Annotated in this window: 21 protein-coding genes; 8 read left to right on the top strand and 13 right to left on the bottom strand. The window is 62.1% G+C overall.

Going from position 1 to position 21,142, the window contains the following annotated elements:
* Positions 1–14: 14 nt before the first annotated feature.
* Positions 15–761 (bottom strand): helix-turn-helix transcriptional regulator, encoded by a 747-nt coding sequence (locus tag ATY77_RS08620; protein ID WP_088686977.1) that lies wholly within the window; start codon positions 759–761, stop codon positions 15–17.
* A gap of 357 nt (positions 762–1,118) precedes the next feature.
* Between ATY77_RS08620 and ATY77_RS08615 the strand changes: the two genes are divergently transcribed.
* Positions 1,119–1,394 (top strand): DUF1153 domain-containing protein, encoded by a 276-nt coding sequence (locus ATY77_RS08615; RefSeq protein WP_007533628.1) that lies wholly within the window; start codon positions 1,119–1,121, stop codon positions 1,392–1,394.
* 20 nt (positions 1,395–1,414) lie between these two features.
* On the opposite strand, the gene ATY77_RS08610 is transcribed toward ATY77_RS08615, so the two are convergent.
* Positions 1,415–1,882, bottom strand: a complete 468-nt coding sequence (locus ATY77_RS08610; RefSeq protein ID WP_088686976.1) for a paraquat-inducible protein A — start codon at positions 1,880–1,882, stop codon at positions 1,415–1,417.
* A 134-nt stretch (positions 1,883–2,016) separates the two neighbouring features.
* Between ATY77_RS08610 and ATY77_RS08605 the strand changes: the two genes are divergently transcribed.
* Positions 2,017–2,295: a GNAT family N-acetyltransferase gene (locus tag ATY77_RS08605; protein ID WP_088686975.1), complete on the top strand. Its 279-nt coding sequence runs from the start codon at positions 2,017–2,019 to the stop codon at positions 2,293–2,295.
* 134 nt (positions 2,296–2,429) lie between these two features.
* Here the strand turns inward: ATY77_RS08605 and ATY77_RS08600 are convergent, their stop codons facing one another.
* Entirely contained in the window at positions 2,430–2,780 is a 351-nt protein-coding gene (locus ATY77_RS08600; RefSeq protein ID WP_088672812.1) for a flagellar export protein FliJ, read from the bottom strand.
* A 435-nt stretch (positions 2,781–3,215) separates the two neighbouring features.
* Here ATY77_RS08600 and ctrA point away from each other — a divergent pair, with 435 nt between their 5' ends.
* Positions 3,216–3,917, top strand: coding sequence for a cell cycle two-component system response regulator CtrA (gene ctrA, locus ATY77_RS08595; RefSeq protein WP_003542362.1), 702 nt, complete (start codon positions 3,216–3,218; stop codon positions 3,915–3,917).
* Between the two features lie 212 nt (positions 3,918–4,129).
* On the opposite strand, the gene ATY77_RS08590 is transcribed toward ctrA, so the two are convergent.
* Together ATY77_RS08590 and ATY77_RS08585 are read right to left on the bottom strand one after the other, a co-directional pair.
* Positions 4,130–4,492: a response regulator gene (locus ATY77_RS08590; protein ID WP_011426567.1), complete on the bottom strand. Its 363-nt coding sequence runs from the start codon at positions 4,490–4,492 to the stop codon at positions 4,130–4,132.
* Between the two features lie 120 nt (positions 4,493–4,612).
* Complete coding sequence (locus tag ATY77_RS08585) at positions 4,613–5,260, bottom strand: histidine phosphotransferase family protein (RefSeq protein ID WP_088672811.1); 648 nt, start codon at positions 5,258–5,260, stop codon at positions 4,613–4,615.
* A gap of 194 nt (positions 5,261–5,454) precedes the next feature.
* On the opposite strand from ATY77_RS08585, the gene ATY77_RS08580 reads away from it, so the two are divergent.
* On the top strand, positions 5,455–6,042 hold the full coding sequence (locus tag ATY77_RS08580) for an EipA family protein (RefSeq protein ID WP_088686974.1): 588 nt from the start codon (positions 5,455–5,457) through the stop codon (positions 6,040–6,042).
* Positions 6,043–6,158: 116 nt separating this feature from the next.
* Positions 6,159–7,319: a hypothetical protein gene (locus ATY77_RS08575; protein ID WP_088686973.1), complete on the top strand. Its 1,161-nt coding sequence runs from the start codon at positions 6,159–6,161 to the stop codon at positions 7,317–7,319.
* Positions 7,320–7,322: 3 nt separating this feature from the next.
* On the opposite strand, the gene ATY77_RS08570 is transcribed toward ATY77_RS08575, so the two are convergent.
* Positions 7,323–8,147, bottom strand: coding sequence for an RNA methyltransferase (locus ATY77_RS08570; RefSeq protein WP_088686972.1), 825 nt, complete (start codon positions 8,145–8,147; stop codon positions 7,323–7,325).
* 7 nt (positions 8,148–8,154) lie between these two features.
* Positions 8,155–8,541 (bottom strand): hypothetical protein, encoded by a 387-nt coding sequence (locus tag ATY77_RS08565; RefSeq protein WP_088686971.1) that lies wholly within the window; start codon positions 8,539–8,541, stop codon positions 8,155–8,157.
* 41 nt (positions 8,542–8,582) lie between these two features.
* On the opposite strand from ATY77_RS08565, the gene ATY77_RS08560 reads away from it, so the two are divergent.
* Together ATY77_RS08560 and rpoH are read left to right on the top strand one after the other, a co-directional pair.
* On the top strand, positions 8,583–9,608 hold the full coding sequence (locus ATY77_RS08560; protein ID WP_088686970.1) for an RluA family pseudouridine synthase: 1,026 nt from the start codon (positions 8,583–8,585) through the stop codon (positions 9,606–9,608).
* A 176-nt stretch (positions 9,609–9,784) separates the two neighbouring features.
* Positions 9,785–10,693 (top strand): RNA polymerase sigma factor RpoH, encoded by a 909-nt coding sequence (rpoH, locus tag ATY77_RS08555; RefSeq protein WP_088672805.1) that lies wholly within the window; start codon positions 9,785–9,787, stop codon positions 10,691–10,693.
* Between the two features lie 334 nt (positions 10,694–11,027).
* On the opposite strand, the gene ATY77_RS08550 is transcribed toward rpoH, so the two are convergent.
* Together ATY77_RS08550 and ATY77_RS08545 are read right to left on the bottom strand one after the other, a co-directional pair.
* A complete protein-coding gene (locus tag ATY77_RS08550) occupies positions 11,028–13,547 on the bottom strand; it encodes a hypothetical protein (protein WP_088686969.1) in 2,520 nt (839 codons plus the stop codon).
* 60 nt (positions 13,548–13,607) lie between these two features.
* Complete coding sequence (locus tag ATY77_RS08545; protein WP_088672803.1) at positions 13,608–14,906, bottom strand: adenylosuccinate synthase; 1,299 nt, start codon at positions 14,904–14,906, stop codon at positions 13,608–13,610.
* 193 nt (positions 14,907–15,099) lie between these two features.
* Here ATY77_RS08545 and ATY77_RS08540 point away from each other — a divergent pair, with 193 nt between their 5' ends.
* Positions 15,100–16,017, top strand: a complete 918-nt coding sequence (locus ATY77_RS08540) for a DMT family transporter (protein ID WP_088686968.1) — start codon at positions 15,100–15,102, stop codon at positions 16,015–16,017.
* Here ATY77_RS08540 and ATY77_RS08535 read toward each other — a convergent pair.
* The 4 genes from ATY77_RS08535 to ATY77_RS32780 all read right to left on the bottom strand — a co-directional run bounded on the left by ATY77_RS08535 (position 16,014) and on the right by ATY77_RS32780 (position 21,046).
* On the bottom strand, positions 16,014–16,865 hold the full coding sequence (locus ATY77_RS08535) for a GNAT family N-acetyltransferase (protein WP_088686967.1): 852 nt from the start codon (positions 16,863–16,865) through the stop codon (positions 16,014–16,016). The two genes, ATY77_RS08540 and ATY77_RS08535, sit on opposite strands and share 4 nt — an antisense overlap.
* Before the next feature lie 298 nt (positions 16,866–17,163).
* Entirely contained in the window at positions 17,164–18,954 is a 1,791-nt protein-coding gene (locus ATY77_RS08530; RefSeq protein ID WP_088686966.1) for a GGDEF domain-containing phosphodiesterase, read from the bottom strand.
* 155 nt (positions 18,955–19,109) lie between these two features.
* A complete protein-coding gene (locus ATY77_RS08525; protein ID WP_088686965.1) occupies positions 19,110–20,894 on the bottom strand; it encodes an IlvD/Edd family dehydratase in 1,785 nt (594 codons plus the stop codon).
* A complete protein-coding gene (locus ATY77_RS32780) occupies positions 20,891–21,046 on the bottom strand; it encodes a hypothetical protein (protein ID WP_190233558.1) in 156 nt (51 codons plus the stop codon). The genes ATY77_RS08525 and ATY77_RS32780 overlap by 4 nt, the downstream gene beginning before the upstream one ends.
* Positions 21,047–21,142 lie beyond the last annotated feature (96 nt).

The following is a 21,142-nucleotide window of genomic DNA, read 5'->3' as shown; positions in this document are numbered from 1 at the left end:
AAGAGCAACGCTTTTCAGAGCAGCCGGTATCGGAATCCCCTGGCGACCGCCTGCATGCGGTTGACCGAATCAAGCTTGCGCATCGCGCTCTTCAGATAGCCAGCCACCGTATGCGACGAGAGATCGAGAATGATCGCGATCTCATCGCTGCTCTTTCCGGCTGCCGACCAGCGCAGGCATTCGATTTCGCGCCGCGTCAGCGTCTCCAACGGCGCATCCTTGAAGCTCTGAGCGCGCGAGACCCTGTCCAGAAGCTCCATGCAGCCGTAAAGCAGCGCCGTCGCCTGCTCGCGTGCGGGCATGGGAGCGCCGCCCGAGAAGGCGAAAATGTATTGTTTCAGGTCAGCGTCGTGCAACGTGAGGGCGAACGTGTTCTTCAGTCCGTGCATCTGAAAGAGTGTATTGAGACGCCGGTTTTCCTGATTGGCCGCACTGCCCTCAAAAGATCCCTCCTCGCAGAAGACCGGCATCGCCGTGCGCTTCATCGCGGTCACCAGCCGGCTGCAATAGAGGAGATCGGCCGCCTCGTAGAAGCTGACGAGGTTTTGCGGCCAGTTGCTGCTGAGGCAATTTTCGATGAAGCCCGTGCGGTCGCCGCGCGGGAAAGCCGAAAGCAGGTAGAAATCAAAACCCGCAAGCTTCGCCAGCTCCGCGAGCCGCACCTTGTCGTCGTGGAAAGACATGCCGGAGCCATCGGCCTGCGAAGGCGAAAATGCAGCATCCTCAGCGCAGTCGCCGCCTGCGCGCTCGCGTCTTTTCATGTGCGTATCCTTCTGGAGCAAGCTTCGGCTCAGTGTCGCAGGCGACGGAGAAGGCTCCCGCCGCGGCATCGGTAGAGCCGGCTTTCGCCCGCACTCATTCCGAGAGCACGAAACGAAAAAGCACGAACTGGACTCGTTTATGCTGCGCCGCTTATAAAATTTTCCGGGAAAAGCAGGTAATATTTATTCCGCATGGCTCCCATGCAGCCGTCACAAATTGACGTAGCGGCAGGCAATCGTCCCAAATCGCCTCGGCCCATCTAAATTTGTTATCAAAGTCTTACGATGGGCTTAGGCAATTTTTAAATGTGGCAAGCTAGAGTGGCGTCCGTGGTCTTGCGTTGTGTAGAGAGTCCCATGACCGAAATGATACGTCCCCGAGTAAAATATGTCATCGGCCCCGATGGCAGCCCCCTGACGATCGCGGATCTTCCGCCGCCCAATACGCGGCGCTGGGTGATCCGCCGCAAGGCAGAGGTTGTCGCGGCTGTTCGCGGTGGCCTGTTGAGCTTGGAAGAGGCCTGCGAGCGTTATACGCTCACGGTAGAAGAGTTCCTTTCCTGGCAGTCGTCGATCAACAGCCATGGCCTGGCCGGCCTGCGCACCACGCGCATCCAGCAATATCGCCACTGATCACACGCCATCATCGACATCTATTTCGGGCCGGACGCATTTCCCATCAGGGAATGAAGAAGGCCCGAAATCATTGACGAGGCCGCGTAACACCAGAGGCCGGGCTGCGTGAAGGCATCCGCCAACCCCGTTGTCTTCGCCGCAGCAATGACGATCGCGACCAGCAGCACGTCCATCATTGACCACTTGGACAGATGCGGCACGACGCGACGATAGAAAAGGCTCCCGGCCGCGCCGCCGGAAGCCGTCGCTTCCGCCGCGATCCCAATCACCTTCAGGAGCGGCAGCACGATCGACACCAGCGCGACGATCGCCGCCAGCAGCCCATCCCCGCCTTGCCAGAGCGAAACGACGATTTCGATAAGCGATGGGGTCTGATCGAAGAAATACAGCGTCTCGAAACGGACCAGCGGCAAGACGAGGCCGAGCGCCAGAAGGAACGGCGCCGTCACGAGAAGAACCGGGCGGATTACCGAAAGCGCGCTCATTGCCGTGAACCTCGCGCCGATCCGACATTTTTCATGAACACTCCGTTTCCCCCTGGAACTGCGTCACCGGCTTGGCACGGCCGCGCCGCCGTGTCACCGTCGGCGGCGACAATATCTGTGCATGAGGAAAGACGATGGATATTCGAAATGAAGAAGGCGGCTCCGGCGGCCGCTATGCCGTAGAGGTCGAGGGCCACGGGGCGGAGATGACCTATTCACGCACGTCGGCGAAGCTCGTCATCATCGATCACACGGCCGTTCCCGATGCGCTGCGCGGCAAGGGCGTCGGCCAGGCATTGGCGCTTCACGCGGTGGAAGCTGCCCGCGCCGGCGGCTGGAAGATCATTCCGCTCTGCCCTTTCTTCAAAGCCCAGGCGCAGCGCCACCCGGAATGGCACGATGTCGTGAATTGATTCATGCGGCCGAAGCAGCCGCACTTTGGGACGATAACGGAAACACCAAAAGCCATGTATGACGGACAGCGCGCCCATCATACATGGCTTCTCTCTGGCGATCCCAGGCGCCGAAGCCGGCGCCCTTCTTTCTGTTAGGCCCTTGCCCGGGCGCTGACGTCACGCTCTTCCAGCGCCGCCGCCCTTGCATATTCCGCCTGCATCTCCTCGAGCGCCAATTCCAGCGCCTCTTCCTGCATCTTCAGTTCCTTGATCGAAACCTGCAGGTTGTCGGCCCGCTGACGCGCAGCCTTGGCGAAGGTCGGATAAGCAAAGTGATTCGGGTCTGATATACCGGACTTCTTTTCCTCGACGACGATCTGGCTCTCCAGATCCTTCGTCATCCGTTCGAATTCGGACATCATCATCTGCAATTGCTGCAATTGACGTCGTTTTTCGTTCACCTGAAACTCTTTCAGGCGAACGAGACTTTCTCGCGACTTCATACGCATTACTCCCGTGATGCGAGACCCCGGCTCAACTTGAAACCGCCCTGCGCGCCGCTTTGACACGGTTTGCTAAAAAATTTCCTGCGATATTAACAAAAACCTACCGCTGGTAACCTTTCGTTTACGGGCATCGTTAATGATAGACCCGATGATTTAAGGCTCGGTAAATGCCGCGGCATGAAGTTCGAACCTTTTCATTGGCGAGTCGGATGAATCACTTAGCGCTGTTTCCTAATGTTAAAGTTGAGGAACGCCTTTTTGAGATTCCTATTGGAAAACAGAGAAATGGAAAAATTATTTAATAAATTCGATACTCCTTGCCAGAGTGAATTAGAATTTGTTAACCATTTCGTGGCAGCTTCCAAATCACGTAGCTTGTTCGGTAGCGTGTAGGGGCCAGACCACCTTTCGGCGGCGGTAAAGGGGATAATTATGCGGGTACTACTAATCGAGGATGACAGCGCTACGGCGCAGAGCATCGAACTGATGCTCAAATCTGAAAGTTTCAATGTTTATACCACCGATCTCGGTGAAGAAGGCGTCGATCTGGGCAAGCTGTATGATTACGATATCATCCTTCTCGATCTGAATCTGCCCGACATGTCCGGATATGAAGTGCTCCGCACTCTCCGCCTGTCCAAGGTCAAGACACCGATCCTCATTCTGTCGGGCATGGCAGGCATCGAAGACAAGGTTCGCGGCCTGGGCTTCGGCGCCGACGACTACATGACCAAGCCGTTCCACAAGGACGAGCTCGTCGCCCGCATTCACGCTATCGTTCGCCGCTCCAAGGGCCACGCACAGTCGGTCATCATGACGGGCGAACTCATCGTCAACCTCGACGCCAAGACCGTCGAAGTCGGCGGCCAGCGCGTCCACCTGACGGGCAAGGAATATCAGATGCTGGAGCTGCTTTCGCTCCGCAAGGGCACCACGCTCACCAAGGAAATGTTCCTGAACCACCTTTACGGCGGCATGGATGAGCCGGAACTGAAGATCATCGACGTCTTCATCTGCAAGCTGCGCAAGAAGCTTGCCAACGCCGCCGGCGGCGCCAACTACATCGAGACGGTCTGGGGCCGCGGTTATGTTCTTCGCGAGCCGGATGGCGCCGAATACGCTGAAACCGCTTGATTTTCCGATCCCCCTTATCGGATGACGAAGATCCCGCCCTTCCGGCGGGATTTTTCGTTTTTGGCCGGCAACGCTGTCTCAGCCCAATCGGGCAGAACCTTTCATTTCGGCCAGCGAAGCAGAAGAGATGGAGAACCGCGGCGTCAGCCGAATGCCCGCGCTTTTCAGCATCGGGTTCCGGGAATGGGCGATGTTGCGGAATACGCCTTCCGTCAGGCGGCGATGGCGCGATTTCCGAAGACAGCGGTCAGGATCTTCCGATCGAACGGCTTCAGCAGGAAGTCGGTGGCGCCGGCGCGTTTTCCCGCCATCAGCTTCTTCAGATCGGCCTCGATCACGCAGTAATAGATCTTGACCTCTTTGCCTCCGTCCATGGCGCGGATGGCAGCAATGAGATCGAGCGCCCCCTCCATGCCGGAATCGACGATCAGATATTCCGGCAGTTCCGTCTGGCAGCGCTGCAGCGCCTCGGCGGCATTGGAGGCCTCGCTGACGAGAAAGTCGAGTTCGGAGAGAATGCGCTTGCCGACCTTGCGGACGATGTCCGAATTATCGGTGATCATGAACCTTTGCATGGCCGCTCCTTTTCCCCCGCATTCGTCGCAGCGAGGGGCCTCTTACAACCTTAGAGAATAGGTCCATCAGGCTAAGGAATCGTTACCGGACGCGCGCAGCGACCCCTCCCCGCACCGATTTCAGGCAGTGGCAACCACTGCGGTGAACACCAGTTCATCGGGGCTTGCGCTGTGATCGAGTGTCATTCCGCACTCCTCGGCCAGAAGCACCGCGTAGTAAGGCTGGATCGAATGGGCGTCGATCGCCTCCTCGATCGTGCCGGTCGAGATCTCGACGAACTTCGGCGGCAGACGCATCAGCTTGCCCTTCGCCGTGAGCTTGAACTTGGCGTCGAATTCGGGATTTTCGAGCGTCACCTCCAGCACGCCGCCGCGCGGAATGGAGGAATAGGCGACGAGGAAGAGATTGAGCAGCAGCTTGACGCGGTTCTTGGCGACGATGGCGCGCGGCCCGTTCCAGATCACCTCGGTCTTCTTTTCGGCGACAGCGAAATCCTTCGCCGCCCGCTCGGCCTCGCCGGTATCGATAGACGCGCCGACGGAGCCGGACGCGCCGAAAGCAAGGCGGGCGAATTTCAGGCGGACGGAAGCATTGAGTGCACTGGTGCGGATCAGATCCATGGCGTCGGAATCGGCGCCGCCCTCATCCAGGAGTTCCAGGCCGTTGTTGATCGCGCCGACGGGCGAGATGACATCGTGGCAAACGCGGCTGCAGAGAAGCGCGGCCAGGTCCGGGCCGGACAGGGTAAGATTGGGGTTCTTGGACATCATCGTCTCCTGAGGGGCGGCAAGTTCATCGCGCCCGGAATTATGCTTCATCGAAATTGCGCGAAGTTTGCGATCGTATTCGGTGCCATAATGACACCATATTTGGTAAACCGATTGTTAAGATCATCGGCGCAAAATGCATCAATCGCCGCGAGCGCTTGCCGCTCACAGCCAACCGACGAACGGATGACACCATGCGCCCTCGATTCCCGCGCCGATTCATCGGCTTCTGCAGGCTGTTTTCGGCCATCGTCCTCTCCACCTTCATGGTTGCCGGAACGGCCGCCGCGCAGGACAACAGCAAATATACGATGCAGGAGATCGTCGATACCGGCCACTCCTTTTTCGGCTCGGCCAGCGGCGGACTTGCTAAAGTCGTCGAGAGCGCCTTTCAGAAATACGGTCTGCCGAACGGCTATATCCTCGGACAGGAAGGCGGCGGCGCCTTCATCGCCGGTCTCACCTATGGCGAAGGCCAGCTGAACACCAAGAATGCCGGCGAACATCCGCTCTACTGGCAGGGCCCTTCCCTCGGCATCGACTACGGCGGCCAGGGCTCCCGCGTGATGATGCTGGTCTACGACTTGCCCACCGTCAACGGCATCTATGCCCGCTTCGGCGGCGTCAGCGGCTCGGCCTATGTGATCGCCGGCTTCGGCATGACCGTGCTGAAAAACAACGACGTGCTCGTCGTGCCGATCCGCACCGGCGTCGGCGCCCGCCTCGGCGTCAATGTCGGCTATCTCAAGATCACCAGCGCGCCGACCTGGAACCCCTTCTGAGCCGGCAAAACCGCAGCAAATGGCCGCCGTTCGCATCGGCGGCCTTGCGATATCCGCCATGCATGCTTAATCATCACGGTTGACCCTGTATTAACCTTCTAATCGATGGCCGCGCCGTGATCGAATATGCTCTCTTGTTCGGATTGGGCTTCCTGACCGCGGCCTTCCTCGTCTTTCTGGTTTCGCCCGCCGTCCATCGTCGGATCGTCTGGTACACCGAGAACAGGCTTAAGGCGACGATGCCGCTGAGCCCGCAGGAAGTGCGCGCCCAGAAGGATATGGTGCGCGCGCTCTATGCCGCCGAGAATGCCCGCACCACGCAAGACCTTCTGCGCGAGCGCGAAAAATCCCTGTCGTTCCAATTGCGCCACGATGCGCTTGCCGTCGATGCCGGAAGGCTTGCCGCCGAGATCGGCGAATTGCAGGCTCAGATCGGCGAGATGCATGTCGAGGCGGCCGAGCAGCGCTCGCATCTGCGCAAGGACGAGAATTATATCAGCCAATTGAAGACCAACCTTCACATCGCCGAGCAATCCGTTGCCAATAAGGAGAGCGAGCTGGCGACGATGCGTACGCGGCTGAGCAAGCTCGGCGAACAGACCGACGGGCTGAGAATCGACCTGGCTGCACGCGACACCGAGGCGGAAAGCTTGAAATTCCGCGCCAACGCGCTGCGCGACGAACGCGACACGCTGCGCCAGGACGTCACCTTGCTGCAGAAGCGCGCCAAGGATGCCGAGCAGAAACTGACGCAGCAGCAGCATATGGTGATCCGCCTGGAGGACAAGGCCGCGCGTGAAAGCGCTTCCGCCGCCGAGAAAGAAACGCAGCTCGCCCGCCGCCAGCAGGAGATCACCAAGTTGAAGGACCAGTTGAAGGCCGCCAATGCCGAGATCCGCAAGATCAACCGCGTGCTGCGCGATGCCGGCCTTGCCAAGATGGCCGCCGAACTGCCCGTGGAAATCACGGCTGAAGACGCAGCCGAATCCGTATTCGACGCCGCCGCCATCACCGCTGAGATGGGCGAGGATGTCCGCACGCGCAGTGTTGCCCTCGCCGAGCGCCTGCAGAAGGCAAAGACCGTGACCGGACGCGATGGCGCGATCCGCGAGGAGATCGCCTCGATCGCCGCCAATATGGTGGCGCTGACCGCGCTCAACGAAGGCCCTTCTTCGCCGATCCGGACCCTGCTGCCGGATGCCGGCAACAAGAACCCGAACGAGCGCGTCAGCCTTGCCGACCGGGCGGCCGCCATCATTGCCGATCCGGTGCGATAAGCTTCAGATCCGGCTCATGGCCGAGGCCATGGAAAACAGCGCGATCCCCGTCGCCGTTGCCGCGTTGAGGCTGTCGAGCTCATCCGATTGCGGGATGCGCGCACTTTGAAAGCGCGCGAGCAGGTCTTCCGGCAAGCCCTCCCCTTCCGTGCCGATAACGAGCGCCATGCGCGCCGAGGCCGGAATGGCGCGAATATCGGTCTTGCCCTGTGGCGAAAGCGTCCAGATGGCAAAGCCCCGTTCGGCCAGCGCGAGAAGCACATCCAGCGCCTCGCCGCCGCGCCGGTGCGGGACGCTCAGCACCGAACCGACCGAGACACGCAACGCTTTGCGATAAAGCGGATCGCAGGAAGTTTCGTCGAGCAGAACCGCATCCGCCCGGAAGACGGCCGCATTGCGGAACATCGAACCGGCATTGTCGTGGTTGGAAATGCCGCAGCCGACGAGCACCAGCGCCCGCTCCGGCAATGCGTCGAGAAGGGCCGCCTCGCCGCGATCCTCTCGCCGACCGAGGGCGAGTACACCGCGATGCAGGTGAAAGCCGACGATTCCGTCGAGCACATCCGCCTCGGCCACATAGACCGGCACATCGGCCGGAAACCGCTCCAGGATGGGCTGCACGCCCCCGACGCGGTTGCTGAGCAGCAGGATCTTCTCGGCCGAGAAGCCGCGGCCTGCCGCATGCGCCTCGGCGAGCATGCGCAGCACGACGGTGCCCTCGGCGATGAAACGGTTCTCCCGGCCCGTCAGGTCACGCTCGCGGATATCGCGGAATTCGGCAATGCGCGGGTCGGCGGCGCTGTCGATGACGATCGGGTCGGCGGCCATGCCGGCCTCAATTGCCAGCGACGGTGACGTCGGCGACGGTGCGGCCGGTCCTGAGATCGAGCACCAGCGCCTTTCTCTTCCCCTCGACGGTTTCGCCGTAGAACAGGATCTGCCCTGCCGAAAACGAAGTGGACTGCACCTTGAAGCCGAGCGGCAGGGAGACGGTCGCCGCAAGCGGCGCGTCCGAAGGCACGCCAGAGGCGCTGACGGCCGGCGCCGGCTCCTTCGATTCGCTGCGCGTCACCTTGTAGACAACGGCACCGAAGACCGCCATAAGGCTCACGAACATGATGGCGCCGGAAACGATCTGCAGGCGGACCATCTTGCGCCGGACACTTTCCATCGCCGGATCAAGGGGCTTCTCTTCCTGGTCGTCTGGCTCGATTGCTGTCATCTGTGCGTCCCGTTCTAAAAATACGTCGGAGAAGAAGCGTCTTGAGCGACCCCTTTAAACAAGCAGCCGGCATTAGAAAAGTCCTGACGGCCGATGAAACCGCCGAAGGCCGGCTCGACGCCTGGCTGACGGCGCAGCTCGGCGAGGAGTTTTCCCGCAGCCGGATCAAGGTGCTCATCAAGGACGGCCAGGTTTCCATGCGCGGCCAGCTCGTCACCGATCCGCAGCGCAAGGTGCGCGCCGGCGACAGTTTCGAGATCACCCTGCCCGAGCCCGAAGACCCGACGCCGCGGGGTGAAAATATTCCGCTGGATATCCTATATGAGGACGAGGACCTCATCGTCATCTCCAAGCCCGCCGGCCTCGTCGTCCATCCCGCCGCGGGCAACTGGACGGGGACGCTGGTCAATGCCCTGATCCACCATTGCGGCGATACGCTTTCCGGCATCGGCGGCGTGCGCCGTCCCGGCATCGTCCATCGCCTCGACAAGGACACGACCGGCGTCATGGTCGTCGCCAAGAACGACATCGCCCACCGCCATCTCTCGCTTCAATTTGCCGATCACGGCCGCACCATGCCGCTGGAGCGGGCCTATCAGGCCGTCGTCTGGGGCCGGCCCCGCTCGCTGTCGGGCACGGTCGAAGCACCGCTCGGCCGCGCTACCGGCGACCGCACCCGCCGCGCCGTCAAGCGCCCTGACAGTCACGACGCCGATGAGGCGATCACGCATTACCAAGTGATCGAGCGTTTCCAGGAGAACCCGGATGCCACCGCGCTCGCCTCGCTGGTCGAGTGCCATCTCGAAACCGGCCGCACGCACCAGATCCGCGTCCACATGGCCCATATCGGCCATCCGCTGCTCGGCGATACGGTTTATGGCGCAGGCTTCAAGACCAAGGCCAATGCCCTGCCCGAAGAGGTCCGCAAGATCGTCAAGGGGTTCGACCGTCAAGCCCTGCATGCGTTCATGCTGCAGTTCGAGCATCCCCGCAGCGGTGAGGTCATGCATTTCGAGACGCCGCTGCCGGATGATATGGTGGAATTGATCGAGGTGCTGCGCGGATAGACGTTTCTCAAGGGTCTCACACTTGCGTGAGCGACGCCTTGAACCGCGCTTTTGCCATACTTATCTGTATATAGACTTAGTGCGGGCTTGGATAAAGCCGCACGTCCCGGTTTGCCTTTCACGACGCGAGGGCGCGTTTCCATCGGGAACCGGAATCTATATTAGGAGGGTGCACTATGGCCCGAAATACCTTGCCGTCCATTACCGCCGGCGAAGCCGGTCTCAATCGTTATCTCGACGAAATCCGCAAGTTTCCCATGCTCGAACCGCAGCAGGAATACATGCTTGCGAAGCGCTACGCCGAACATGGCGACCGCGATGCCGCCCACAAGCTCGTCACCAGCCATCTTCGCCTCGTCGCGAAGATCGCAATGGGTTACCGCGGCTACGGCCTACCGATCGGCGAAGTCGTCTCCGAGGGCAATGTCGGCCTGATGCAGGCCGTCAAGAAATTCGACGCGGAGCGCGGTTTCCGTCTCGCCACCTATGCCATGTGGTGGATCAAGGCTTCGATCCAGGAATATATACTGCGCTCGTGGTCATTGGTGAAGATGGGCACGACAGCCAACCAGAAGCGCCTGTTTTTCAACCTGCGCCGGCTGAAAGGCCGCATTCAGGCGATCGACGACGGCGATCTGAAGCCCGAGCACGTCTCGGAAATCGCCACGAAGCTGAATGTGTCGGAGGAGGAGGTCATCTCGATGAACCGCCGCCTTTCCGGCGACGCTTCGCTGAACGCGCCGATCAAGGCAGCCGAAGGCGACAGCGGCCAGTGGCAAGATTGGCTGGTTGACGACCACGACAGCCAGGAAGACGTGCTGATCGAACAGGATGAGCTCGAAACCCGCAGGCGCATGCTGGCGAAAGCCATGAGCGTGTTGAACGAACGCGAACGCCGCATCTTCGAGGCCCGCCGCCTCGCCGAGGATCCGGTCACGCTGGAAGACCTCTCGGCGGAATTCGACATCAGCCGCGAACGCGTCCGCCAGATCGAGGTCCGCGCCTTCGAAAAGGTCCAGGACGCCGTCCGCAAGGAAGCCCTGGAACGCGCCAAGGCCGTCCGCGTCGTCGAAGCCACGGCCTGATAGACTGGCTTGAGAATCGAAACGCCACCCCTCCGGCACGGACGGGTGGCGTTTCTGTTTCTACGGTTTGTAGAGTGCGTAAGGCTGTGGCTATGTGGGTCAAGCTCAGCAAATCAGGCGGTCCTGGCGGACACGCCGTGCGGCCCCCTCATCCGACCCTTCGGGCCACCTTTCTCCCCGCTGGGGAGAAGACGGAGCAAGCCGCTTGCCTTCGTTTCCACGATCGACGCTTTCAAGAGGGGCGGAACGCTGTCACAGCTCTCCTTCTCCCCTGCGGGGAGAAGGTGCCGGCAGGCGGATGAGGGGGCCACCGGCAGAATAGCCGCGATCCACCTCACTGGCTCGTCGAGACATCCCCGAGAGCGTTCCATTCCTTGATCGCCGTGTTGAAGGCTTCCGTTCCCGAGTCGCCCTTTTCCATCGTCAGCAGCGCGCGGCGGCCGTTGCGGTAGGTGATCGGGATATCGATCCAGCTGCGGGTGGCCATGAGGTCCAGGTTGGCTTTGCGGGCGTCGGGGTAGTCGTTGAGTGCGATCATGTGGAAATCGTCGGTGATCTTGGCCGGAACCGCGATCAGCGCGTCGCCGCGATCCTGCTCGGTGCGCTTCATCGAGATGCGCTGAACGCTTTCGATACTGCCGCCTTCGAAGTTCGGCGGCACGGAGAAGACGATCTCGACGAGGTGGCTTGCCGGCAGCGACGGATCGGAATTGCGCTTGAAGGTGACGAGTGCCGAGAGATTGCGCTCGGGAACTGTGACGTTGCCCTGCACCGTCGCCTCCTGCCGGCCGTCCTGGCCGGCTTCGCGCTGCACGCTCCAGACGACCGATCCCTCGATCGCCGTTGGCGAACTCTGGCCGATGCGCTCCTCATAGAGGAACATTTTCTGCGACGAGCCGACGGGCGCGGTCTGCTGCGGCGATGCCGCCGGACCGTTCGGCGTCAGCGTTTCGGCCGGCGCCGCGTCGCCTTGCGCGCTCGCCGGCGGCGTATCGGCTGCGGCGACGTTCTGTTCGGCGACCGACTTTCCTTCCGCGGTCGGCGTTCCCGGCACGCTGGCCGGCCCGCTATCGACCTCGGTGCCGTCAGTCAGCAGCCGCTGGGTAAACTTCGAGCTGGCCGCCGCACCGTCATTGTTCAGCGACGCCACCTGCTGATTCGGCTGGGCCGGCGCCGGGGAAGTATTCTCAGCACTCTGTGGGGCTGTCGGCTGGGCGGCCGGCGCCGTTGCGCCCGGCTGTTGAGGCGTCGCAGACTCGGACGGAGCCATTGTCGCTTCGTTCCGGGTCGCCTGCGACGGCGCCGAGCTCACCAGCCCGTCGACCATTGCCACCAGCGCTTCTCTGTTCATCCAGCCGGCATAGGCGCCGCCGCCGATCAGAATGAGCGCGAAGATAAGCGTGATCACCGTGCCGATGCCGAAGCGGCGGCGTTTCGGCTCCATGCGGAAGCTCTTGCCCTGCAGCTTGGAGGCAACGAGCTGATCGATATCCATTCCCGGATTGCTGTCATCGTCGTCGGCGGCGACCGGGCCGCGGCGATCGTAGCCGCGCAGCGTCTTTGCTTCGCGCCATTGCTCGTTCGGCGCGCCGGCGGCGGGCGCAGGCTTTCCGTCGTGCACTTCCGCGAAGATATCGACATCGTCGAAATGCGAGGCAACCGGCGTCTTCTTGTCGGTGCCGGCCTCGATCGGCGGCAGATCGTCGAAGGCGGCCTTCTCCCAGGAGAAAGCTTCCTTGGCGGTCGGCATCACGGCGGCGGGCGCCACTTTTTCGAGGCTCGATATCACGTCTTCGAAGGCGCGCGCCGAAGTGTCGGGGGCAGCAGGCGCCGTTTCCGAATATTGCCGGAGCTCTTCCTCCGCCCATTCGGTCTCGGCATCCTTGGGTGCGGGGGCCGGCGTTTCTGCGGCAGGCTCGGCCCAGACGGGATCGAAATGTCCTGCGGCATCCGCCTGCAGTGGCTCCTCGCGGCTATGCTCGACAAATTCCTGCGGACGATCGAAATCGGCGACCGGCTCCACCAGCCGCTGCGCCGCATGGTCAAGGCCGCCAGCGACCGGCTGGAAGGATTCGATAGGCTCGTAAGCCGCCTCGCCCTGAGGCTCGTCGGCTTCGGCAGCAGCCGGTTCGGCCGCGATCTCTTCGGCCTGCGCGGAATGCTGCTCGTCACCCCGGTAATCGTCGGCTTCCTCGTAGGGATGATGCTCGGCTGCCGGCTCCCGAAGGCCGTCCTCGCCGGGCACGTCCTCGGCAGCGGCGTGATGCGCCTCGGCGGCATGCCATTCCTCGGCCGGCGCTTCCTCCTCATGCGAGGGATGCCAGTATGTCTCGGCGGGAGCGGGCTCCTCTTCCTCCGGGGAAACATGAGCCTCAGTGGAGGCAGCCGTCTCTTCGGAAAGGGGCTCGTCGGCAGGGACCTCGTCCTGAGGCTCCTGCGGCGCGACGGCCTCCATGTGCTCGTGATCCGGCTCCTCGGCAGTCGCCGCAGGCTCAGCGGCCTGCGGTTCCGCATAGGCTTCGTAAACCGGTTCCCCGGCTGCCGTCTCCGCCGCAGGTACTGATTCGCCTTCGTCGTGAACCGCTTGTTCTTCCGAAACATCAGGCTCGGCTTCGGCGGCAACCGCCTCGTCGAGCGGCAGCGCCTCGGCGTGTTCGCCTTCCACTTCGCGGATGGCGGCCTCGAGCTTTTCGAGCTGGCGTTGCAGCATGGCTTCCGGCGGACGCGGCTTCATGTTCTCGAGCTGCCGCTGCACTGCGCCGCGAGCACGTTCGTAGACCTTCACCCGCATCTCGGGGGTATTTTCAGCCAGGCCGTCCACGGCCCGCCGAATAACTGCAATAAAATCCGCCATCAGTACTTTCTCAAGAAGTCCGGCACTCTCCCGAACTATCCCCTACAGTGACCCGTGAGCTTAATCCTCAAACGGATCGGTCACAAGTATGGTGTCATCCCGCTCCGGGCTAGTGGAAAGCAGCGCGACCGGCGCCCCGATCAGCTCTTCGACCTGGCGAACATACTTGATCGCCTGTGCCGGAAGATCCGCCCAGCTGCGCGCGCCCACGGTCGATTCCTTCCATCCCTCCAGCGTGACATAGACCGGTTCGACCCTAGCTTGCGCTCCCTGGCTTGCGGGAAGATGATCAATCTGTTCGCCGTCGAGCATATAGCCGACGCAGATCTTCAATTCATCGAGGCCGTCGAGCACGTCGAGCTTGGTGAGCGCGATACCGGTGATCCCGTTGGTGGCGATCGACTGGCGCACGAGGGCCGCGTCGAACCAGCCGCAGCGGCGCTTGCGCCCGGTCACCGTGCCGAACTCGTGGCCTTTTTCGCCGAGGAACTGGCCGACTTCGTCCGTGAGCTCGGTCGGGAACGGGCCTTCGCCGACGCGCGTCGTATAGGCCTTGGTGATGCCGAGGATATAGCCGAGCGAGCCGGGACCCATGCCGGAACCGGCGGCAGCCTGACCGGCCACCGTGTTCGAGGAGGTCACGAAAGGATAGGTGCCGTGGTCGATGTCGAGCAGGCTGCCCTGCGCGCCTTCGAAAAGAATGCGGGCGCCCTTGCGGCGCTCCTTGTCGAGGAAGAGCCAGACCGTATCGCGGAACGGCAAGACCCGATCGGCGATCGAGGTCAGTTCCTCCATGATCGCCTGGTGGCTGACTTCGGCAACGCCGAGGCCGCGGCGAAGGGCATTGTGATGCGTCAGGATACGGTCAACCTTGCCGGAAAGGCTTTCGAGGTCGGCAAGATCCATGACGCGGATGGCGCGGCGGCCGACCTTGTCCTCATAGGCCGGGCCGATGCCGCGGCGCGTCGTGCCGATCTTGGTGCCGCTGTTGGAAGCCGCATCTTCGCGCATCGCGTCGAGTTCGCGGTGCAGCGACAGGATGAGCGTCGCATTGTCGGCGATGCGCAGATTGTCAGGCGTGACACTCACGCCCTGGGCCTCCAGCCGGCCGATCTCGGCGATCAGCGCGTGCGGATCGACGACGACGCCGTTGCCGATCACCGCCATTTTGCCGGGACGCACGACGCCGGAGGGCAGCAGCGAGAGCTTGTAGCTCGTGCCGTCGATGACGAGCGTATGGCCGGCATTGTGTCCGCCCTGATAGCGCACGACGATATCCGCGCGTTCAGAAAGCCAGTCGACAATCTTGCCCTTGCCTTCGTCACCCCATTGCGAACCGACCACGACTACGTTCGTCATCTAACTCTTCCTGTTACCGGCGCTGAACCGCGCACCTGCTCAAACCCGCGCATCTATAAAGCTTTGTTTTTGGGAAAGCGACCCTGTTGTCACAGGCGATTGGGCTTTTTACGTGACAAATCAGCCGCCGGCAGGCTATTTCCCCTGCGAAAACGTCGCTTGTCGCTCACCAAAACACGAGGAAGAAACGCTCTTGCAAGCCACGGCCTATATCTGCCTCGTCATTGCCACTCTCTGCTGGGGCGGCAACTCCGTCGCCGGCAAGCTTGCGGTCGGCCATGTCAGCCCGATGATGCTGACCTTCCTGCGCTGGTTCCTGGCCGTCGCGCTGATCGCCCTTATTTCGGTGCCGCAGCTGAAGAAGGACTGGTCGGTCGCCAGGAAGAATCTGCCCTTGCTGCTGTGCTACGGCGCCATCGGCTACACGCTCTTCAACGCCATGCTTTACTCGGCGGTGCAATATACGACGGCGATCAACGTTGCCATCGAGCAGGCCGGCATCCCCATGCTGATCTTTCTGCTCAATTTCGTTTTCTTCCGCACCGGCATTTCGCTAGCGCAGTGCCTCGGCTTCGGACTGACGCTGGTGGGCGTGGCGCTGACGGCCGCCCATGGCGACCTCGCCACGCTGCTGCAGCTGCAGCTCAACCGCGGCGACGGGCTGATGCTGATCGCCATCGTCGCCTATTCGCTCTACACGATCTTCCTGCGCTGGAAACCGCCGGTCGACTGGCGAACGCTGATGGCATTCCCGGCCATCGCTGCCATGCTGACCTCGCTGCCGCTGCTCCTTTGGGAAGCAGGCCGGGGTGCGGCGCAATGGCCCGATCAGGCCGGCTGGGGCATCACGCTCTACACGGCGATCTTCCCTTCGCTGCTAGCGCAGATCCTTTATATCAAAGGGGTCGAAGCGATCGGCGCCAACCGGGCCGGGCTCTTCATCAATCTCGTGCCGGTGTTCGGAACGCTGCTCTCCGTCGCCCTGATCGGCGAGAAGCTTCAGTCTTTCCACATGATCGCACTGGTGCTGACCCTCGGCGGCATCGCAATCGCCGAAAAGGGCCGGCCGAAAGCTTCAGCTCCGACCGTTCCCGCCTCGCCCGTGGACTAACCAAGCTCCAGCGTTGTCACGCCGAAGACGTGTTTCAGCGGGATGGCCGGGGCCGGCCCGCGATACATGCGCGTCGTCTCGAACACCGGTCGAAGGCCGATGCTTTCGGCAAGTGCCACCGCCTCGTGGTTCTCGACGGGAATGTCGATGAAGATCGAAGCCCCCTTCGCCTCGGGGATCAGTTCGGCAAGCAGCGCCGCGGCGCTGTCGGCGTCATTGGCAAACAGCGGCCCGATCTTGTAGCCCTCGTAACAGCGGCGGATCGTGCCGTAGCCGCGAATCTTGTGGCTCTTGCGCACAATAGCCGTCCGGCGGCCCTTGCGGCCGGTGCACCAGGCGGCAAGGAAGGCATCCCGCGGCTGCGGAAAGATCGCCGAGTCGTAGCGCTGCAGGCCTTCGAGGCGTGAATCCAGCACCGGCTGCGCAACGAGCGTCGAGACAGGCAGGGAAGAGGCGACACCGCCGTAACGGATGGTGGAATAGGCGGGCTCGAAGCCGGCCTTGCGGTAATTTTCCTGCTGTGCGGCAACGCCGTCGAGACCGATCGTCCGGCCTTCCGCCGTGGCGATGCCCGCCTCCCAGATCGCCTTGCCATAGCCTTTGCCACGGAAATCCGGATGGACGATGTAGAGGCCGACGAAGGCGAAACTGTCCCCGTATTTGACGACCGAGATCGAGCCGACGGGAACCTCACCGATGGCGCCGACGAAAAATCCCGAAGGATCGGCTTCGAGAAATGCCAGCGAATCGTCGAGCCCCGGGTTCCACCCCTCCTGGCGCGCCCATTCGAGCACGAGTTCCAGTTCGCCGGGCCGCATCGAACGAACGGCAAAATCCCCCGAATTCATGCGACCTTCCCAGATTGAATGTCCCGCAAGTCCATCCCGGCAACGGCAAAGCAATTGTCAGGTCCAGGCTCCCCGATTGCATCTGCAAATGATGGAGAACCCCATGCCCATGGTCTTGGCGACGCGGTATAATCATTTTCGATGCAATGCAAAAAGCTTCGTTTCCGCATTATCATGAAACCGGGCCGTTGCAAGCTCAAGAAAATTACTTGCGGACCGTTTGTCTTCCTGTCGATAGGAGCAAAACGCCGCAGCGAAGATATAACGTCCGCCCGCTTTTGAAGGCGAGGAAAGCATCTCAGCCGCCCATCGCCGTCTTTTGCTTTTCGGTCCCGCTCATCATCGATGCAAAAAGCCGGTCCGTCTCGGCCGCCGGCGTGGGATAGCCGAATGCATAACCCTGCAGGCCGTCGCAACCGAGCTCACCCAGCACGACGGCATGCTCCTCGGTCTCGATGCCCTCGGCGATCACCTCGACATCGAGCGCCTTGGCGATCTCCACGATCGACCCCACCACGCGCCGCTGCTCGGCGGAGCTGACGACCTCTTTGACGAGTTGCCGGTCGATCTTCAGCCGTTTCGGCCGCAGCTTGACGAGACCGATGAGCGAGGCATGACCCGATCCGAAATCGTCGATCTCGATGTCGATGCCCATCTTCTTGATATCGTCGATATGCTCGAGCAGCTTCTCGTCGCTATCATCGAGGAAAATGGTCTCGATCAATTCGAAGGCGATGACGCCGGGCGGGATGTCGAGTTTCCTCAGCTTGCCGAGCAGCGCCGGATCGGCAAGGCGAGACGCCGAGATATTGACGGCGATGCGCGGCACCGCGACGCCGCGCAACAGCCAGAACAGCCGGTCTTCGAGAACGCTTTTCAGGATCGCCGCATCGATTTCCGCCGAAAGCCCGTGCTCGTCGGCGATCTTCAGGAATACTCCCGGCGCAAGCACGCCCTTCTCGGGATGTTTCCAGCGGGCCAGCGCCTCGAAACCGATCACCTCCCGCGTCCGGGCATCGACCTGCACCTGATAATAGGGAACGATCTCGCCGCGCTCCAGCCCGAGCTTCAGCTCCTCGGCGAGGCGGCGCTTGGCACGCAGGTCCTCCTGCAGCTGCCGCGTGAAGAATTCGACGCGATTGCGCCCGAGCTTCTTAGCTTGGTAGAGCGCCAGATCGGATTCGGCAAGCAGGTTACGCGCCCGCCGGTCGCCGCTCCAGGACACGCCGATCGAGGCGCCGGACTGCAGCATCTGTTCGCCGAAACGGATCTTTTTCCGAAGCCGCCGCTGGAGATCCTCGGTGATCAGCTTCAATTCGGCGAGGTCGGTGAAATTGACCAGCACGATGACGAATTCGTCGCCGCCGACACGCGCCACCATGCCATTGGCGGGAATGGCCGCGGTGATGCGAAGGGCTGCGGCTCTCAGCACCGCATCGCCTGCCCCATGGCCGTGGCTGTCATTGATCTGCTTGAATTGGTCGAGGTCGAGATGCAGCACGCCGAGCGTCGCGATGTTCCGGTCAGCCGGCAGCTCCCCGAGCCGCTTGTCGAGCAGGCGCCGGTTCGGCAGGCCGGTGAGGTAATCGTGATCGGCGACATGCTCGATGCGCGCATTGCTTTCCTCGAGCGCCAGCGCCCGCGCCTCGGCGACGATCTTCTGCCGCGCGAGTTCCGCATTAAGCTGCACGTCGGCGGTCACATCCCACTCGGCGCCGATAAAGGAAGGCATGCCCTCCGCATCGACATAGAAATGCGCACGCGACCTCAAATGGCGGATTTCGCCGCCCGGCAGCACGATCCGGAACTGGGAGTTATAGGCGCCCCGCGCCGCGATCGCCTGGTCGAAGTCGCGTTCGGCCCGCTCGCGGTCATCGGGATGGATCGCATTCGACCAGAACCACGCCGGCACATGCCGGCATGTCTCGCCGGTTTCGTAGAGCCGGTGCATCTGCGCATCCCATAAGATCCCGTCCTTCGCGATGCTGTGCTCCCAGACACCGATCTGAGATGCATCGAGGGCGAGTTCGAGACGGCGCAGAAGATCCTGAAACTCTTGTTCGGACCGTGTGGCTTTGTTCTCTGGCAACGCTCTCAGCCTTGGAAGCTTTCTTAATGGCAATATGGTCTCAGCCCGGCATTAAGGAAGCCTTGTCCGGAGGCGCGAACTAGTCACTAGGTGAACCGTTGGTTACGGCTTCCCTTTTTGGATCATAGGGATTGCAGGCCCGCGTCCCTGCCAAATCAGTGATTGTGCCGCGGCGGATTTTTGGCGATCTGGCGGAACTCCGCCGCTCCCTCCAGCACGGCGCCGTCCGACAATTGCGTCACCGAGCGCCGGTAGATCCGCTGCCAGGGCGTTGCATCCGCCGGCACCGGCGGAATGCCGTCGCCCTTGCGCCGCTCGATCTCGGCTTCATCGACCAGCATGTCGCAGCGCCCCTGGTTGAAATCGATGCGGATGACATCGCCGGTACGAAGCCAGGCGAGGCCGCCGCCGGCGGCACTTTCCGGCGAGGCGTTGAGGATGGAAGGGCTGTCGGCCGTGCCGGACTGGCGGCCGTCGCCGATCGTCGGCAGGCTGCGGATGCCGCGCTTCAGCAAATGATCCGGCGGCTGCATGTTAACGACCTCGGCCGAGCCCGGCCAGCCGAGCGGCCCGGCGCCGCGGATGACGAGGATGGTGTTCTCGTCGATGCCGAGTTCAGGTTCGTTGATAAGCTTGTGATAATCCTCCGACCCGTCGAAGACCACGGCCCTGCCCTCGAAGACGCCTTCCCGCCCGGGTTCCTTGAGATAGCGCTGGCGGAAATCCTCTGAGACGACGCTCATCTTCATGATGGCGAAATCGAAGAGGTTGCCCTTGAGGACGAGGAAGCCGGCCCGCTCCTTCAGCGGCGCCCCGAATGGCCGGATGACTTCGCGATCTCTGGCTTCGCACCCTTCGAGGTTCTCGCCCATCGTCCTGCCGGTCACCGTGCGACAGTTGCCGTCAAGCTTTCCGGCCTGCAGCAGTTCCCACATGATCGCCGGGGTGCCGCCGGCGCGATGATAGCGTTCGCCGAGATAGGCGCCCGCCGGCTGGACGTTGGCCAGCAGCGGAATATCGAAGCCATGCACCTGCCAGTCGTCGGGATGAAGTTCGACGCCGGCATGTTTCGCCATGGCGGCCAGATGCGGCTGCGCATTGGTCGAGCCGCCGATCGCCGAATTGGTGCGGATCGCATTGAGGAAAGCCTCACGCGTCAGGATATCGGACGGCTTCAGATCCTCGAACACGATCTCGACGGCGCGCCGTCCGGTGCGGTAGGCCATCTGGCCGCGCTCGCGGTAAGCGGCCGGAATGGCGCCGCAGCCGGTCAGCGAAAGACCGAGCGCTTCGGCGAGCGCATTCATCGTCGAGGCAGTCCCCATCGTATTGCAATGGCCGACGGATGGAGCCGAATCGAGCGCTGCCTGCAGGAACTCTTCCCGATCGATCTCGCCTGCCGCATATTTCCGCCGCATCCGCCAGATCACCGTGCCGGAGCCGACGAGCTCCCCCTCGTGCCAGCCGTCGAGCATCGGCCCGCCCGAGAGCACGATCGCTGGGATGTCGACCGTCGAAGCCGCCATGATCGCCGACGGCGTGGTCTTGTCGCAGCCGGTCGTCAGCACCACGCCATCGAGCGGATAGCCGTAAAGGATTTCGACGAGGCCGAGATAGGCAAGATTGCGATCGAGTGCGGCCGTCGGGCGCTTGCAATTCTCGAAGATCGGGTGCGTCGGAAACTCGATCGGAATGCCGCCGGCATCGCGAATGCCGTCGCGCACGCGCTTGGCGAGCTCGACATGCACCCTGTTGCAGGGGGTAAGGTCGCTGCCGCTCTGGGCAATCCCGATGATCGGCTTGCCCGAACGCAGCTCTTCCGGCGTGATCCCGTAATTCATGAAACGCTCGAGATAGAGCGCTGCCATATCGATATGATCGGGATTGTCGAACCAGTCCTGTGAACGCAGGCGCCGCTTCGGCGAATGGCTATTCGTCACTGTCTTCCTCCCGGCCGGGCATTCTTCTCTTCGAGATGGAGGAGAAGCGCGCCGTTAAGCCATTCCGCGCCAACTGCATTTTCTGCCGCAAGAGATTGGGCATTGCCGGGATATTGATCCCGGACCGTGACCGCTAGGCTCGCGCCGATCATTCAGTCCTCCCAACTGCTGAACGTCTTTGATAGTCCCCTCGCCTACCGTTGCAAACCATTTTGATGAACGTAACGCATTTTTATGAGATATGCCAA

The sequence above is a fragment of the Rhizobium sp. R634 genome, assembly GCF_002211305.1.
In the GTDB taxonomy this organism is placed as follows: Bacteria; Pseudomonadota; Alphaproteobacteria; order Rhizobiales; family Rhizobiaceae; genus Rhizobium.
The sequence above is the reverse complement of the archived record's forward strand: the minus strand, read 5'-3'. Positions and strand labels throughout refer to the sequence as shown.